At 67.9% G+C, this 16,538-nt stretch carries 9 protein-coding genes and 3 rRNA genes; 11 read left to right on the forward strand and 1 reads right to left on the reverse strand.

Annotated features, from left to right (window positions below; all coding sequences use genetic code 11):
* Positions 1 to 72: 72 nt before the first annotated feature.
* On the reverse strand, positions 73 to 1,188 hold the full coding sequence (locus BOQ63_RS28895; protein WP_046387032.1) for an ABC transporter substrate-binding protein: 1,116 nt from the start codon (positions 1,186 to 1,188) through the stop codon (positions 73 to 75).
* A 409-nt stretch (positions 1,189 to 1,597) separates the two neighbouring features.
* On the opposite strand from BOQ63_RS28895, the gene trpS reads away from it, so the two are divergent.
* From trpS to BOQ63_RS28950, 11 genes are all read left to right on the forward strand, one after another.
* The gene (gene trpS, locus BOQ63_RS28900; protein WP_079183798.1) at positions 1,598 to 2,734 is read left to right on the forward strand and encodes a tryptophan--tRNA ligase; all 1,137 of its coding nucleotides are present in this window, start codon (positions 1,598 to 1,600) and stop codon (positions 2,732 to 2,734) included.
* 155 nt (positions 2,735 to 2,889) lie between these two features.
* Positions 2,890 to 3,882, forward strand: a complete 993-nt coding sequence (locus BOQ63_RS28905; RefSeq protein WP_051747271.1) for a S66 peptidase family protein — start codon at positions 2,890 to 2,892, stop codon at positions 3,880 to 3,882.
* Positions 3,883 to 3,922: 40 nt separating this feature from the next.
* Positions 3,923 to 4,597, forward strand: coding sequence for a nucleoside/nucleotide kinase family protein (locus tag BOQ63_RS28910; RefSeq protein WP_030289995.1), 675 nt, complete (start codon positions 3,923 to 3,925; stop codon positions 4,595 to 4,597).
* 541 nt (positions 4,598 to 5,138) lie between these two features.
* A 16S ribosomal RNA gene (locus BOQ63_RS28915) occupies positions 5,139 to 6,655 on the forward strand.
* 271 nt (positions 6,656 to 6,926) lie between these two features.
* Positions 6,927 to 10,046: ribosomal RNA gene (locus BOQ63_RS28920) — 23S ribosomal RNA — on the forward strand.
* A gap of 86 nt (positions 10,047 to 10,132) precedes the next feature.
* A 5S ribosomal RNA gene (gene rrf / locus BOQ63_RS28925) occupies positions 10,133 to 10,249 on the forward strand.
* Together the 16S, 23S and 5S rRNA genes form the textbook arrangement of a ribosomal RNA operon.
* Positions 10,250 to 10,453: 204 nt before the next feature.
* On the forward strand, positions 10,454 to 11,863 hold the full coding sequence (locus BOQ63_RS28930; RefSeq protein ID WP_223886063.1) for a sensor histidine kinase: 1,410 nt from the start codon (positions 10,454 to 10,456) through the stop codon (positions 11,861 to 11,863).
* Positions 11,815 to 12,480, forward strand: a complete 666-nt coding sequence (locus BOQ63_RS28935; protein ID WP_030290388.1) for a response regulator transcription factor — start codon at positions 11,815 to 11,817, stop codon at positions 12,478 to 12,480. The genes BOQ63_RS28930 and BOQ63_RS28935 overlap by 49 nt, the downstream gene beginning before the upstream one ends.
* A 196-nt stretch (positions 12,481 to 12,676) precedes the next feature.
* Positions 12,677 to 14,299, forward strand: coding sequence for a DUF2637 domain-containing protein (locus tag BOQ63_RS28940; protein WP_150476163.1), 1,623 nt, complete (start codon positions 12,677 to 12,679; stop codon positions 14,297 to 14,299).
* Between the two features lie 115 nt (positions 14,300 to 14,414).
* Positions 14,415 to 15,704 (forward strand): DUF6986 family protein, encoded by a 1,290-nt coding sequence (locus BOQ63_RS28945; RefSeq protein ID WP_030290390.1) that lies wholly within the window; start codon positions 14,415 to 14,417, stop codon positions 15,702 to 15,704.
* Positions 15,705 to 15,861: 157 nt separating this feature from the next.
* The gene (locus BOQ63_RS28950) at positions 15,862 to 16,518 is read left to right on the forward strand and encodes a YigZ family protein (RefSeq protein WP_046385372.1); all 657 of its coding nucleotides are present in this window, start codon (positions 15,862 to 15,864) and stop codon (positions 16,516 to 16,518) included.
* Positions 16,519 to 16,538 lie beyond the last annotated feature (20 nt).

Here is a 16,538-nt window from a genome sequence, read left to right on the forward strand (position 1 = left end):
TGCCCGCGAGTACGGTGGGTTCACCACGCGAGCTGCGGTGGACCGACGGAACCCCCTACTGGCCGTTCCTGCTCAACTGCCGGGCGACACGAAGCCCTTGAGGTCGGCGAGCACCGCGTTGGCGGCCGTGACGCCGAGCCCCAGGAACCAGGTCTCGTCCGAAACCGGCCGGGCCTGACCGGACTTGACCGCGCCGAGCGTCTTCCAGAGCGCGCCGCCGAGCACCGCGTCCTGGTTGGTCGAACTGGGGCTGCCGTACACGCCGTAGAAGATCCAGTCGGCGTCCGCCTTGTCGACCTGCTCCGGGCTGACCTCCACCGCGAGCTCCTTGACCTGTTCGATCTTCGGCTGCGGCAGCGGCACGTCGGTGAGGACGGTGCCGATGAAGGAGAGTTCGGCGTAGAGCCTGGTCCGGCCGGGCATGAAGCGCAGCGGCGTGATGGTGGGGCGCTTGTCGCCGAGCCGGGCGCCGATCGCGGCGGCCGCCGCCTGGTACGCGTCGAGCTGCGTCTTGGCCTCGGCCTGCAGGCCGAAAGGGCTGGCGTTGAGCAGGAAGTTCTGCTTCCAGGGGTAGCCGGGGCGGAGCGAGAAGACGGTCGGTGCGATCTTCGACAGCTGTGCGTACTGGTCCTGGGCGCGCAGCTGGCTGCCGAGGATCAGGTCGGGCTTGAGCGCGGCGATGGCCTCCAGGTTGAGGCTGTTGATGGTGCCGACGGCGGCCGGGTTGCCCGCCTTGTCCTTGAGGTAGGAGGGCAGGGACTTGGAGCCGTCGGTGTGGACGACGCCGACCGGCTGGATGCCGAGCGAGACGACGTTGTCGAGCTCGCCGGTGTCCAGCACCACGACCCGGGTGGGCCTGGCGGGGATGACGGTCTCGCCCATGGCGTGCCTGATGGTGCGCGGGTAGACGCCGGGGGCGGCGTCGGTGCCGAAGTCCTTCATCTTCTCGATCACGGTGGCGTAGTCGTCACCGCCCTGCTTGACCGACTTCTGGTCGGGGGAGGAGCCGCCACCCGTCTTGGATCCGTGGCCGCCACCGTTGCCGCCTCCGCCGCCGCCGGAGTTGCCGCAGGCGGTGAGCAGTCCGCCGAGGCCGAGCACGGCGGCGCCGGCCACGCCTGCCGTGAGGAATCGGCGGCGGCCGGGGGTGCGGGTGGCGAGGGTCGGGCCGTCGGAGTCGGGGGCCACGCGACGCTCCTTCACGGGTCGGACCGGACGGCCGAGGGTTCGGCGCCGGCGGTCGAGCTTAGGTGAGGCAAACCTATCTTGCCGCCCGTGGGGCCCTCCGACCCGGGGGCTCGCCGCACGGGCAAAAGTCAGGCCCCCGGGCCGGCTGGGGACTGGCCGTCGCGGTCCGCCGGGAGTTCTTCCGCGGCGAGACGCTGCGCAGAGAAACCCCCGCCCTGCCGGTGGAGGACTGGCGCTATGGTGGGAGCCATGAAGCGCTTCGTGGGCCTGTGCTGGTGGCCGTCCTAGGACGGCCACCACACCTGCCTGGCCAGGGCCGTCCGGGATGGACGGCCCTGTCGCGTTTACCCACGGGACGGGCCCGCGCCCCGGACGGCCGCCACCACCGCCGTACCGAGGGAGAAACCCGATGACCACCGCCGAGCGCGCCGCCACCACCCGCATCACTGCCGCCCGCACCACGACCGACCGCGACACCGCCGGGCCGTCCGCCGTGCTTTCCGCCGAGCCGTCCGCCGTGCCCGTCCTGACGGCCGCCGACCTGATCGCCGACCCGGGCGCCCACCGGGTCCTCACCGGGGACCGACCCACCGGCCCGCTCCACCTCGGCCACTACTTCGGCACCCTGCAGAACCGGGTCCGGCTCCAGGACCAGGGCGTCGAGATGTTCGTCCTGGTCGCCGACTACCAGGTCATCACCGACCGCGACCTCGCCGACCGGCTCGCCGAGCACACCGAGAACCTCGTCCTCGACTACCTCGCGGCCGGCCTCGACCCCGAACGGGCCACGATCTTCGCGCACAGCGCCGTCCCCGCCCTCAACCAGCTGCTGCTGCCCTTCCTCAGCCTGGTGAGCGTCGCCGAGCTGAGCCGCAACCCCACCGTCAAGGACGAGATCGCCCACTCCAGCCAGGCCGCCGTCAACGGACTGATGTTCACCTACCCCGTCCACCAGGCCGCCGACATCCTCTTCTGCAAGGCCGACCTCGTCCCGGTCGGCCAGGACCAACTGCCCCACCTGGAGGTCGCCCGCACCGTCGCCCGCCGCTTCAACGAGCGCTACCCGCACGCCGACGGCAGCGCCGTCTTCCCCCGCCCCCGGGCGCTGCTCTCCGAGGCACCGATGCTGCTCGGCACCGACGGCGGAAAGATGAGCAAGAGCCGCGGCAACGCCGTCGCCCTCGGCGCCGACGAGGACGAGACCGCCCGGATCATCCGCGGCGCCAGGACCGACGCCGACCGCCGCATCACCTATGACCCGACCGGCCGCCCCGGAGTCTCCGGTCTCCTCCTGCTCGCCGCGCTCTGTCAGAACCGGGCCCCGGAGACGATCGCCGAGGAGATCGGGGACGGCGGCGCGGCCGTCCTCAAGCGCACCGTCATCGAGTCCGTCAACGAGTACTTCCGCCCGCTGCGAGTCCGCCGCGCCGAACTCGCCACCGACCGCGGCCACCTGCGGCAGGTGCTCCGGGCCGGTGCCGAGCGGGCCAACGCGATCGCCGACGCCACCCTCGCCGAGGTACGGGAGGTGATGGGCGCCATCTGAAGAGCCCTCAACCCGCCCGTGTTCCCCGGGGGCCCTCAGGGGGTCCGCTCACCAGGGACATCGGCCGGTCGCCCCGCGGGCATATCGTCACCGGGCGGCCTCGACCACAACCCGAGGCCGCCCGCTGCCCGCCCCTTCCCCGAAAGGCCCGGTCCATGGACCAGCAACCCACCACGCCCGGCCAGGGACTGACCCGCCCGCCGCAGCTGCGCCCCGGCGACCACATCGCCGTCGTCGCCCCCAGCGGCCCGATCGACCCCGAGCGGCTCACCGCCGGCTGCGCGATCCTCCGTTCCTGGGGCCTGCGCGTGACCGTCGCCCCGCACGTCCTCGACACCCACCCCACCCTCGGCTACCTGGCCGGCACCGACGCCGACCGTGCCGCCGACCTCCAGGGCGCCTGGCTCGACCCCACCGTCGATGCGGTCATCTGTGCCCGGGGCGGCTACGGCGTCCACCGCATCGTCGACCTGCTCGACTGGGCCGCGATGCGCGCCGCCCGACCCAAGGCCTTCATCGGCTTCAGCGACGTCAGCTCGCTGCACGAGGCCTTCGCCCGGCGCCTCGGCCTCGCCACCCTGTACGGGCCGCTGGCCTCCGGCTCCTCCTTCGTGGACGACGGCCCCACCGCCGAACACCTGCGCCGCACCCTCTTCGACCCCGCCGCCACCACCGTCCTCACCTCACCCACCGCCTCCGCCCTCGTCCCCGGCCGCGCCCACGGCGTCACCGCCGGAGGCTGCCTCCACGTCCTCGCCGCCGAGCGCGGCACGCCCGCCGCCCGGCCCTCCTTCGCGGGCAGCATCCTGATCCTCGAAGACGTGAACGAGCACCCGTACCAGCTCGACCGCCTGCTCACCCAGTTCCTGCGCTCCCGCGCCCTCGACGGCGTGGCCGGCATAGCCCTCGGGTCGTGGGAGGGCTGCGGACGGCCCGAACGGGTCCGGGCCGTGATGCTCGACCGTCTTGGCGCGCTCGGCGTGCCCGTGATCTGGGAACTGGGCTTCGGCCACTGCCCGTCCAGCCTCACCGTTCCGCTCGGCGTCCCGGCTCTTCTCGACGCGGACGCCGGAACCCTCACCCTGGACCTGCCCGGCCTGACCCCTACCCCTGTCTCTGCCCCCGTCTCCGTTCCCGGCGTCGTCTGAACCTGGCCGTCGGACCGGGGCCAGTGAGTAGGGTGCGGCCATGAACGAGGACCGCCTCACCGCCCTTGCCCTCGGACTCCTCCGCGGGCCGGGCAGCAACGCCCGTACGATCCTCGGACTTGCCGGCCCGCCCGGAGCCGGCAAGTCCACCCTGGCCCGCCACCTCGTCGCCGAGGTCGAGCGCGTCGAAGGCCCCGGCACGGCCGCCTACCTCCCGCTCGACGGCTTCCACCTCTCGGCGGCCCAGCTCGACCGCCTCGGACTGACCCACCGCAAGGGCGCCCCGGCCACCTTCGACGCCCACGGCTACGTCGCCCTGCTGCGCCGGGTTGCCGCCGACCGCTTCCAGGACATCTACGTCCCCGACTTCGACCGCACCCTGGACGAGCCGGTGGCCGCCCGCCACGTCGTCCGCCCGCACACCCGGCTGGTCATCACCGAGGGCAACTACCTCGCCTCCGCCGAGACCCCCTGGCCGGACGCCCGCCGACTGCTGCGCGAGCTCTGGTACGTCGACACCGAGGACACCGTCCGTAGGGAACGGCTGCTCCGCCGCCACCGCGAGGGCGGCCGCGACGAAGCCACCGCCCTGCACTGGGTCACCACCAACGACCACCCCAACGGCGAGTACGTGAAGCAGGGCCGAGCACTCTGCACCCGGACCGTCCCCGGAGCCGGTTTGCGTCGAGCCGAGCATGGGGGTAGTGTTTTCTAGTCGCTCGGCAGGGAGCACCGGACACGCATCGGCGCGGACGGTCCCGGGGCGGCCAATCCTCTGAAACACCACTTCCGGTTCGCGCCGGTCGTTTCGCTTTCGCGTATCGGCTCGGTGCTTATTGGGCGTGCTCGTTTTATCGGATTGCAGTCGGACTCGGCTGGATTCGCTTTTCGGAGCGGGGATCGGCTAGAGTTTGAAACGTCGGACGGGGCGTCAAGCCGCAGAAGACACCAGCGAGTTGGATGACGAAGCCCCGGAAACGGAGCGGAAAACATCTGATAAGCTGGAAACACGAAAGAACGAAGCGCCCGGAGGGCCCGCTGGAAGGCGGTCCGAAGGAAGCGTCCGTTCCTTGAGAACTCAACAGCGTGCCAAAAGTCAACGCCAGATATGTTGACATCCCCGGCCTCGATCGTCTGATCGGGGTTGGAGATTCCTTTTGAAACAAACACTAGCGAGGACGCAGTGCGCGGGATCACCCTATTCCGGTGGTTGCCGTGCCGCTCAACGCGGGTGTGGACCCGATTACGGGTAAACATTCACGGAGAGTTTGATCCTGGCTCAGGACGAACGCTGGCGGCGTGCTTAACACATGCAAGTCGAACGGTGAAGCCCTTCGGGGTGGATCAGTGGCGAACGGGTGAGTAACACGTGGGCAATCTGCCCTGCACTCTGGGACAAGCCCTGGAAACGGGGTCTAATACCGGATACGACCTTCCTCCGCATGGGGGTTGGTGGAAAGCTCCGGCGGTGCAGGATGAGCCCGCGGCCTATCAGCTTGTTGGTGGGGTAATGGCCTACCAAGGCGACGACGGGTAGCCGGCCTGAGAGGGCGACCGGCCACACTGGGACTGAGACACGGCCCAGACTCCTACGGGAGGCAGCAGTGGGGAATATTGCACAATGGGCGAAAGCCTGATGCAGCGACGCCGCGTGAGGGATGACGGCCTTCGGGTTGTAAACCTCTTTCAGCAGGGAAGAAGCGCAAGTGACGGTACCTGCAGAAGAAGCACCGGCTAACTACGTGCCAGCAGCCGCGGTAATACGTAGGGTGCGAGCGTTGTCCGGAATTATTGGGCGTAAAGAGCTCGTAGGCGGCCTGTCGCGTCGGATGTGAAAGCCCGGGGCTTAACCCCGGGTCTGCATTCGATACGGGCAGGCTAGAGTGTGGTAGGGGAGATCGGAATTCCTGGTGTAGCGGTGAAATGCGCAGATATCAGGAGGAACACCGGTGGCGAAGGCGGATCTCTGGGCCATTACTGACGCTGAGGAGCGAAAGCGTGGGGAGCGAACAGGATTAGATACCCTGGTAGTCCACGCCGTAAACGTTGGGAACTAGGTGTTGGCGACATTCCACGTCGTCGGTGCCGCAGCTAACGCATTAAGTTCCCCGCCTGGGGAGTACGGCCGCAAGGCTAAAACTCAAAGGAATTGACGGGGGCCCGCACAAGCAGCGGAGCATGTGGCTTAATTCGACGCAACGCGAAGAACCTTACCAAGGCTTGACATATGCCGGAAACATCCAGAGATGGGTGCCCCCTTGTGGTCGGTATACAGGTGGTGCATGGTTGTCGTCAGCTCGTGTCGTGAGATGTTGGGTTAAGTCCCGCAACGAGCGCAACCCTTGTTCTGTGTTGCCAGCGAGTAATGTCGGGGACTCACAGGAGACTGCCGGGGTCAACTCGGAGGAAGGTGGGGACGACGTCAAATCATCATGCCCCTTATGTCTTGGGCTGCACACGTGCTACAATGGTCGGTACAAAGGGCTGCGATGCCGTGAGGCGGAGCGAATCCCAAAAAGCCGGCCTCAGTTCGGATTGGGGTCTGCAACTCGACCCCATGAAGTTGGAGTTGCTAGTAATCGCAGATCAGCATGCTGCGGTGAATACGTTCCCGGGCCTTGTACACACCGCCCGTCACGTCACGAAAGTCGGTAACACCCGAAGCCGGTGGCCTAACCCGTAAGGGATGGAGCCGTCGAAGGTGGGACCAGCGATTGGGACGAAGTCGTAACAAGGTAGCCGTACCGGAAGGTGCGGCTGGATCACCTCCTTTCTAAGGAGCACACGGCCGCTTGCAGGCGAATGTTCTGCACGGTTGCTCATGGGTGGAACGTTGACTATTCGGCACAGGAAGAGACCAGGGGCTAGTACTGCTTCGGCGTGGAACGCGTTCTGGGATTGACTGTGTCGGGCACGTTGTTGGGTCCTGAGGGAACGGAAGTTGCCTCAAGGATGCCGGCCTCACTTGAGATGGTCCTTCGGGATCGTTGAGGGTGTGTGACTGGTCGTTGTTTGAGAACTGCACAGTGGACGCGAGCATCTGTGGCCAAGTTTTTAAGGGCGCACGGTGGATGCCTTGGCACCAGGAACCGATGAAGGACGTGGGAGGCCGCGATAGGCCCCGGGGAGCTGTCAACCGAGCTTTGATCCGGGGGTGTCCGAATGGGGAAACCCGGCAGTCGTCATGGGCTGTCACCCGCTGCTGAACACATAGGCAGTGTGGAGGGAACGCGGGGAAGTGAAACATCTCAGTACCCGCAGGAAGAGAAAACAACCGTGATTCCGGGAGTAGTGGCGAGCGAAACTGGATGAGGCTAAACCTTGAGCGTGTGAGACCCGGCAGGGGTTGCGCTCGGGGGGTCGTGGGTTTTTTCTTGATCGGTCTGCCGGCCGGTCGGCGAGTCAGAAACCGTATGGGTAGTCGAAGGACATGCGAAAGGTCCGGCGTAGAGGGTAAGACCCCCGTAGACGAAATCTGTACGGCTCGCTTGAAGAACACCCAAGTAGCACGGGGCCCGAGAAATCCCGTGTGAATCTGGCGGGACCACCCGCTAAGCCTAAATATTCCCTGGTGACCGATAGCGGATAGTACCGTGAGGGAATGGTGAAAAGTACCGCGGGAGCGGAGTGAAATAGTACCTGAAACCGTGTGCCTACAAGCCGTGGGAGCGTCGTCAGTCGGTTTACCGGCTGGCCGTGACTGCGTGCCTTTTGAAGAATGAGCCTGCGAGTTTGCGGTGTGTAGCGAGGTTAACCCGTGTGGGGTAGCCGTAGCGAAAGCGAGTCCGAATAGGGCGTTTGAGTTGCATGCCCAAGACCCGAAGCGGAGTGATCTAGCCATGGGCAGGTTGAAGCGCGGGTAAGACCGTGTGGAGGACCGAACCCACCAGGGTTGAAAACCTGGGGGATGACCTGTGGTTAGGGGTGAAAGGCCAATCAAACTCCGTGATAGCTGGTTCTCCCCGAAATGCATTTAGGTGCAGCGTCACGTGTTTCTTGCCGGAGGTAGAGCACTGGATAGGCGATGGGCCTTACCGGGTTACTGACCTTAGCCAAACTCCGAATGCCGGTAAGTGAGAGCGTGGCAGTGAGACTGTGGGGGATAAGCTCCATGGTCGAGAGGGAAACAGCCCAGAACACCGACTAAGGTCCCTAAGCGTGTGCTAAGTGGGAAAGGATGTGGAGTCGCAGAGACAACCAGGAGGTTGGCTTAGAAGCAGCCACCCTTGAAAGAGTGCGTAATAGCTCACTGGTCAAGTGATTCCGCGCCGACAATGTAGCGGGGCTCAAGCACACCACCGAAGTCGTGTCATTGCAGCTATAGGGCCAACGCCTGCTGTGATGGGTAGGGGAGCGTCGTGTGCCGGGTGAAGCGGCCGAGGAATCGAGTCGTGGACGGTATACGAGTGAGAATGCAGGCATGAGTAGCGATACAAGAGTGGGAAACTCTTGCGCCGATTGACCAAGGGTTCCTGGGTCAAGCTGATCTGCCCAGGGTAAGTCGGGACCTAAGGCGAGGCCGACAGGCGTAGTCGATGGACAACGGGTTGATATTCCCGTACCCGCTTTGAAGCGCCAACGCTGAACCTTCTGATGCTAAGCCCGTGAAGCCGTCCCGGAGCCTTCGGGCAAAGGGAAGTGGTGGAGCCGGTGGCCCAACGGGGTAGTAGGTGAGCGATGGGGTGACGCAGGAAGGTAGTCCAGCCCGGGCGGTGGTTGTCCCGGGGTAAGGGTGTAGGACGTGGGGTAGGCAAATCCGCCTCACATATAGTCTGAGACCTGATGCCGAGCCGATTGTGGTGAAGTGGATGATCCTATGCTGTCGAGAAAAGCCTCTAGCGAGTTTCATGGCGGCCCGTACCCCAAACCGACTCAGGTGGTCAGGTAGAGAATACCGAGGCGTTCGGGTGAACTATGGTTAAGGAACTCGGCAAAATGCCCCCGTAACTTCGGGAGAAGGGGGGCCATTCCTGGTGACGGGCCTTGCGCCTTGAGCTGGGGGTGGCCGCAGAGACCAGCGAGAAGCGACTGTTTACTAAAAACACAGGTCCGTGCGAAGCCGTAAGGCGATGTATACGGACTGACGCCTGCCCGGTGCTGGAACGTTAAGGGGACCGGTTAGCTCCACTTCGGTGGGGCGAAGCTGAGAACTTAAGCGCCAGTAAACGGCGGTGGTAACTATAACCATCCTAAGGTAGCGAAATTCCTTGTCGGGTAAGTTCCGACCTGCACGAATGGCGTAACGACTTCTCGACTGTCTCAACCATAGGCCCGGTGAAATTGCATTACGAGTAAAGATGCTCGTTTCGCGCAGCAGGACGGAAAGACCCCGGGACCTTTACTATAGCTTGATATTGGTGTTCGGTTCGGCTTGTGTAGGATAGGTGGGAGACTGTGAAGCAGCAACGCCAGTTGTTGTGGAGTCGCCGTTGAAATACCACTCTGGTCGTGCTGGATGTCTAACCTGGGTCCGTGATCCGGATCAGGGACAGTGTCTGGTGGGTAGTTTAACTGGGGCGGTTGCCTCCTAAAGGGTAACGGAGGCGCCCAAAGGTTCCCTCAGCCTGGTTGGCAATCAGGTGTTGAGTGTAAGTGCACAAGGGAGCTTGACTGTGAGACTGACGGGTCGAGCAGGTACGAAAGTAGGGACTAGTGATCCGGCGGTGGCTTGTGGAAGCGCCGTCGCTCAACGGATAAAAGGTACCCCGGGGATAACAGGCTGATCTTCCCCAAGAGTCCATATCGACGGGATGGTTTGGCACCTCGATGTCGGCTCGTCGCATCCTGGGGCTGGAGTAGGTCCCAAGGGTTGGGCTGTTCGCCCATTAAAGCGGTACGCGAGCTGGGTTTAGAACGTCGTGAGACAGTTCGGTCCCTATCCGCTGTGCGCGTAGGAGTGTTGAGAAGGGCTGTCCCTAGTACGAGAGGACCGGGACGGACGAACCTCTGGTGTGCCAGTTGTTCTGCCAAGGGCATGGCTGGTTGGCTACGTTCGGGAGGGATAACCGCTGAAAGCATCTAAGCGGGAAGCCTGCTTCGAGATGAGCACTCCCACCTCCTTGAGAGGGTAAGGCTCCCAGTAGACGACTGGGTTGATAGGCCGGATATGGAAGCCCTGTGAGGGGTGGAGTTGACCGGTACTAATAGGCCGAGGGCTTGTCCTCAGTTGCTCGCGTCCACTGTGTTGTTCTGAAACAACGACCCCGACCCCGTAAGGCATGGGTTGGTGCGGTTGACAGTTTCATAGTGTTTCGGTGGTCATAGCGTGAGGGAAACGCCCGGTTACATTCCGAACCCGGAAGCTAAGCCTCACAGCGCCGATGGTACTGCAGGGGGGACCCTGTGGGAGAGTAGGACGCCGCCGAACAATCATTCAGAAAAGCCCCTGATCCTTTGGATCAGGGGCTTTTCGCATTTCCGGACCGTCCGACCATGAACAGCCAGGTGTTGCTCCTGTCACCGACAGGTGGTCCTAGGTCCACCCCGGAATTGGGGTGCCATGGCCAATGTCCGGAGCGGGTCGTTGGTGAACACTGATGAAGGACGATCGGTACCGGCATCAGGAGCTTGCGTGACCACAGAGATTCGTACGAGCGGCACGTCCGTGCGTGCGCAGATGCGGGAGGCGCTCCGGACCGGCGGTCAGGGTCTGGGCCGGCTGGCGCAGGCAGTGCTGGGCGCGCTGCCGGGTTTCGTGCTGCCGGTGGGGGCCGCGATCTTCTCGGGGGTGGTGACGTCCCGGTTCCTGGAGTACTACTACGCGGCGCCCTTGGTGGCCCTCGCGCTCGCGGCTGTCGTGGGCGCCGCGGTGGCTGCCCTCTGCGTCCGTCGGACCGCGGACCGCACGCGCAGGTTCCTGCAGCGCTGGTACGGCATCCGCCTGCCGGCGGTCTACGATCCGCTGCCGAAGCTGGAATCGGACGAACGCGGGCACTGGTGGACGGGTTACTCCTACCATCGCTCGGGGACCGTCGCGAGGTACGCGCAGCTGGTCCACTGGGGCCTGCGGGACCGGACCACCCGCGCCGAACTGCTCTGGCTGGTCGTGAACCCCGTCCTGGTCCTGGCGCTGGGCGGTGCGGTGGGTCTGCTGCTGGTGCTGGGCACGGCCTTCGCCCTCTCCGGCCCGGTGCCGGCGAACGCGTTCGGTCCGGTGAGCCCGAGACTGACGTCGATGGCGTTGAGCCTGCTGGTCGGGATCGGCATGGTCCTCGCCGGGATACTCCTCGCCCCGTACGCGGTGCGCGGGTACGCGGAGGTCGCCCGCAGGGTGCTGGACCAGGACGGCAGGGCGACGCACGCCCAGCTGACGAAGCGGGTCGCCGAGCTGACCGAGACCCGGGCGGACGCGGTGGGCAGCCAGGCGGCCGAGCTGCGGCGGATAGAGCGCGATCTGCACGACGGCGCCCAGGCGCGGCTGGTCGCGATCGGGATGACGCTGGGCACCATCGAGCACCTGATGGAAACCGACCAGGATGCCGCGCGGGAACTCCTCTCCGAGGCGCGGCAGTCCTCCGCCCGGGCGTTGCAGGAGCTGCGGGACCTGGTTCGCGGCATCCATCCGCCGGTGCTCGCCGAACGCGGACTCGGCGACGCAGTCCGGGCGTTGGCGCTGGACAGCGCGCTGCCCACCGAGGTGTTCGTGAGCCTGCCCGACCGGCTGCCGGCTCCGGTCGAGGCGGCCGCCTACTTCAGCATCAGCGAGTTGCTGGCCAACGCGGCCAAGCACTCGGCGGCGGAACGGGTCTGGGTGGACATCCTGTACCGGGCCGGCTCCCTGCGGATCACGGTGACGGACGACGGTGTGGGGGTGGCGGATCCGTCGCGGGGCACGGGCCTGCGCGGGATCGAGCGCCGATTGGGTACCTTCGACGGTGTCCTCGCCATCGACAGCACGTCGGGCGGTCCTACCACCATCACCTTGGAGTTGCCGTGCGAGTTGTCCTCGCCGAGGACCTCTACCTCCTCCGCGAAGGCCTGATCCGTCTGCTGGAAGCGCACGGCTTCACCATCGCGGCCGCGGTGGAGACCGGTCCCGAGCTGCTGGAGGCGCTGCTGACCCACCGCCCGGACGTGGCAGTGGTGGACGTCCGACTGCCCCCGACGCTCACCGACGAGGGGCTCCAGGCCGCGCTCAAGGCGCGCCGGGAGATCCGGGGCCTGCCGGTGCTGGTGCTCTCCCAGCACGTCCAGCAGCTGTATGCCCGGGAGTTGCTGGCCGACGGCACGGGTGGGATCGGCTACCTGCTGAAGGACCGGGTCTTCAACGCGGCGCAGTTCATCGACGCCGTCCGTCGGGTGGCCGCGGGCGGCACGGCGATGGACCCGGACGTGATCGCCCAGCTGATGCAGACCACCTCGCGCCGGCCCGGCCCGCTGCTCGGGCTGTCCCCGCGCGAGCGCGAGGTGCTGGAGCTGATGGCCGAGGGCTGTTCCAACTCGGCGATCGCTGCCCGCCTGTCGGTGAGCGACGGCGCAGTGGCCAAGCACATCGCGAACATCTTCAGTAAGCTCGAACTTGCCCCGGACGAGGATGCCAACCGCCGGGTGATGGCCGTCCTCGCCTACCTCAACGGAACCGCGGGGCAGAGCGGCTGACGGCCCGACCGGCCCGGACGCCCGGCGGCGGCCCGTACGGCGACACTCCAGGCTGCGGAAGAGCCGGAACAGGCGTACGAGTAAACTCCGGTGGGCCGAGCCCGGAGGTTGCTCAGCCGTCCGGCGGCCCGACTGACGGGAACCGGCAGCCGAGGCCCGTACGGCAGCAGCCGACATCCAGGGGTTGATAGACGTAATGGCACGCCCAACGCTCACCAAGGCTCATCGCGGCCTGCTCGGCCTGGTCGCGGCCGGCGCCTGCATTATCTCGGGCATCGGCTTCGCGGGCTCGTACAACGCGGTGCGCGAGCTGGCCATGGAGAAAGGTTTCGGTGCCTTCTCCTACGCCTTCCCGATCGGCGTCGACGCGGGCATCGTCGTGCTCCTCGCTCTCGACCTGGTGCTGACCTGGCTGCGGATCCCCTTCCCGATGCTGCGTCAGACCGCCTGGCTGCTGACCGTCGCCACCATCGCCTTCAACGCGGCCGCCTCCTGGGGCGACCCGCTCGGCATGGGGATGCACGCCGTCATCCCGGTGCTCTTCGTCGTCGTGGTCGAGGCCTCTCGGCACGCGGTCGGCCGGATCGCGGCGATCACTGCGGACCGCCACATGGAGTCGGTCCGGGTGATGCGCTGGTTGCTCTCCCCGGTGCCGACCTTCCGGCTCTGGCGGCGGATGAAGCTGTGGGAGCTCCGCTCCTACGACGAGGTCATCCGGCTCGAGCAGAACCGGCTGGTCTACCGGGCGCAGCTGCGGTTCCGCTACGGCCGCGGCTGGCGCCGCTCGGCCCCGATCCAGGCGCTGCTGCCGCTCAAGCTCGCCAAGTTCGGCGTCCCCTTGGACCCGTCGCTGCTCGACCGGTTGGACGAGGAGGCCCGCGAGCGCGAGGCCAAGGAGGTTCTGGCGGAGCAGGGGCCCCAGGAGCTCGAAACCCCGACCGAGCAGAACCTGGCCGCGGTGGCCATCGCCCCGGCGGCTCCCGCGGTCGGCAACCCGGCCGCTGCCCCCGCTGCCGCTCCTGCCGTAGCCCGGCCGCCGGCGGCTCAGCAGGCAGGGCCCCCGCAGGCTGGGCCCCAGCAGGTCCAGCCTCCGCAGGCCCAGCCCGAGTCGGCCCCGACCGGGCACCCCGTCCAGGACCAGCCCCAGCCCCAGGCCCAGACCCCCGCAGCCGCCGCTCCGCTGTCGCCCGAGGTCGCCGCGCCGATGCTGGCGAAGCTGCACGCCGTCCGGCTGCGCGCCGCCCAGGAGCCAGAGCAGGCGGCGGACAACGCCCCGCAGCCGCGTGACGAGGAGCTGAACGTCTGGACTGCTCGCCCGGTCCGCACCACCGGCCACTCGGCCGACCCGGCCCCGGGCGGGCGGGTGCCCGGCCAGGCCTCGCCGTGGTTCAAGCCCCCGCGCCCGGCCGCCGATGAGCCCGCCCACACGGCCCCCGCGCCCCGGTCGCAGTCCCAGCACCCGACCGCCCCGCAGCCGCAGGCCGAGCCGACCGTCGACCCGCAGTACCGCCAGTCGGCCGCCCAGGGCGAGCACCACGCCCAGCCCGAGCAGCCCATTCCGGCCGAGGAGCCCGCCCAAGCCGGCCAGTCCGAACTCCACCCGGAGACGGTGCCGCTCGACCAGGACACCGCCTACGACGCCCTGGTCTCCTACATCGACAACCACGGCCACCAGCCGGACCCCCCGCGCCTCGCCGCCTGGCTGACCGCCGAGTACGGGATCACCGGCAAGGGGCCGGACGGCTCGGTCCACCCCAAGGAGGTCGCCGAGCTCTACCCGCAGCTGCGTGACCGCTACGCCGCCGCCGGAAGGGACTGAGCCCGCGCCGACACCCTCCGTCCACCGCTCGGTCGGCCATTGACGCCCGAACCCGCCGGAGCTACCTTCACATCAACAAATTGTTGAAGCGCTGGTTCGGCACGGAGGAGTGCGGATGTCGCAGGTCGAGGTCGACGGAACCGGAGCGACCGGCGGAGCCTCCTTCTCCGCCGCCGCCCGCGACGCCGTGGAGGCGCTGCTCGCCCCGGTGGACGCGGACCTGGCGCGCCGCTACCCGGGCGACTCCGGCACCCGGCAGCCGGTGCACACCGTCTACGTCCCCGCCGACGCCTTCGGCGCCGACACCGTACGGGAGTGGGGCCGCCAGGCCCTGGAGGCCTTCGACACCCACGCCGGCACCCCCGCCGAGCTGGCCCGCGCCCTCGGCGTCGCCGACGACGCGCTGCTCGCCGACGTGCACGCCCGGGTGCGCGCCAAGCTGGAGCGCGAGCCGATCGAGGACCTGCGGATCGACTTCGAGGACGGATACGGCCCCCGCCCGGACGCCGAGGAGGACGCCGCCGCCGTCCGGACCGCCGAACTGGTCGCCGCCGCGGTGGCCGAGGGCGGCGCGCCGCCGTACCTCGGCATCCGGATCAAGTGCATGGAGGCGCCCGTCCGCGCCCGCGGCATCCGCACCCTGGAGCTGTTCCTCGCCACCCTGCTGGCGAACGGCGGCCTGCCCGAGGGCCTGGTGCTGACCCTCCCCAAGGTCACCTACGCCGAGCAGGTGACCGCGCTGGTCCGGCTGCTGGAGGACTTCGAGCGCCGGGCCGGGCTGCCCGCCGGCCGGATCGGCTTCGAGATCCAGATCGAGACCACCCAGGCGATCCTCGGCCCGGACGGCCGGGCCACCGTCGCCCTCATGATCGAGGCCGCCGAGGGTCGCGCCACCGGCCTGCACTACGGCACCTTCGACTACAGCGCCTCCTGCGGCGTCAGCGCGGCCCACCAGAGCATGGACCACCCGGTCGCCGACCACGCCAAGGCGGTCATGCAGGTGGCGGCGGCCGGCACCGGGGTCCGGCTCTCCGACGGCTCGACCAACGTGATCCCCACCGGCTCCACCGAGCAGGTGCACGCCGCCTGGAAGCTCCACCACGACCTGGTCCGCCGCTCCCTGGCCCGCGCCTACTACCAGGGCTGGGACATGCACCCGGCGCACCTGCCGACCCGCTACGTCGCGGTGTACTCCTTCTACCGCGAGGGTCTGGCGGCGGCCGCCGCCAGGCTGGCCGCGTACGTCGCCAAGGCGGGCGGCGACGTGATGGACGAGCCGGCCACCGCCCGGGCCCTCAGCGGCTACCTGCTGCGCGGCCTCGACTGCGGCGCCGTCGACCCGGCCGAGTTCACCGCGCTGACCGGTCTGGACCGCGCCCGCCTGGACGCGCTCGCCGGCCGCTGAGCCCCGGCTGCTGAGCCCCCGGCCACCGCACCGTCCCGGCCGCAACCGGCGGCCGCGGACCCCGCGGCCGCGCGCCAACTAGGCTGGCGGTGCCGCCCCGGAACCCTCCGGGGTGCGCGCCGCCAGCCGTCGCCGTTCCCGGGAGAACCACCGCGCCATGTCCGCCACGCCGGAACCGACCACCAGGCCGTACCTCACCATCCGGCGGGCCGGCAGCCACGAGACCGAGATCAAGAAGTCCCGCTTCATCTGCCACCTCGCCCGGGTCTCCGACGAGGACGAGGCGCAGGCCTTCATCGCCGGCATCCGCAAGCAGTACTGGGACGCCCGGCACAACTGCACCGCCTTCGTGGTCGGCGACGACCAGCGCCGCGAGCGCTCCAGCGACGACGGCGAGCCCGGCGGCACGGCCGGGGTGCCGATGCTGGAGGTGCTGCGCCGACGGGGCCTGACCGACACCGTCGCCGTGGTGACCAGGTACTTCGGCGGGATCAAGCTCGGCGCGGGCGGCCTGGTGCGGGCCTACGGGAACGCGGTGTCGGAGGCGGTCGACGAGGTCGGCCTGCTGGAGCGGCGACCGGTCGCACTGCTCGCGGTGACGGCGGACCACGTGCGCGCCGGGCGGGTGGAGAACGACCTGCGGGCCGCCGGGTACGCGGTGAGCGACCTCGCCTACGAGGCGGCCGGGGTGCGGATCGAGGTGGGCGTGCCGGAGCCGGAGGTGGCGGGGTTCCACACCTGGCTGGCCGAGGCGACCGGCGGTACGGCGGTGGCGGTGCCGGCCGGCCGCACCTACGTCGAGGTGCCGGTCTGAGGCCAGGCCCACCGGGTCGC

This window comes from Streptomyces viridifaciens, assembly GCF_001888885.2.
In the GTDB taxonomy this organism is placed as follows: domain Bacteria; phylum Actinomycetota; class Actinomycetes; order Streptomycetales; family Streptomycetaceae; genus Kitasatospora; species Kitasatospora aureofaciens.

What these genes read in the sequence shown, in the direction of transcription:
- trpS (WP_079183798.1), top strand. Translation starts at nt 1,598, where the DNA reads ATGACCACCGCCGAGCGCGCCGCCACCACCCGCATCACTGCCGCCCGC.
- BOQ63_RS28945 (WP_030290390.1), top strand. Translation starts at nt 14,415, where the DNA reads ATGTCGCAGGTCGAGGTCGACGGAACCGGAGCGACCGGCGGAGCCTCC.
- BOQ63_RS28910 (WP_030289995.1), top strand. Translation starts at nt 3,923, where the DNA reads ATGAACGAGGACCGCCTCACCGCCCTTGCCCTCGGACTCCTCCGCGGG.
- BOQ63_RS28950 (WP_046385372.1), top strand. Translation starts at nt 15,862, where the DNA reads ATGTCCGCCACGCCGGAACCGACCACCAGGCCGTACCTCACCATCCGG.
- BOQ63_RS28940 (WP_150476163.1), top strand. Translation starts at nt 12,677, where the DNA reads ATGGCACGCCCAACGCTCACCAAGGCTCATCGCGGCCTGCTCGGCCTG.
- BOQ63_RS28905 (WP_051747271.1), top strand. Translation starts at nt 2,890, where the DNA reads ATGGACCAGCAACCCACCACGCCCGGCCAGGGACTGACCCGCCCGCCG.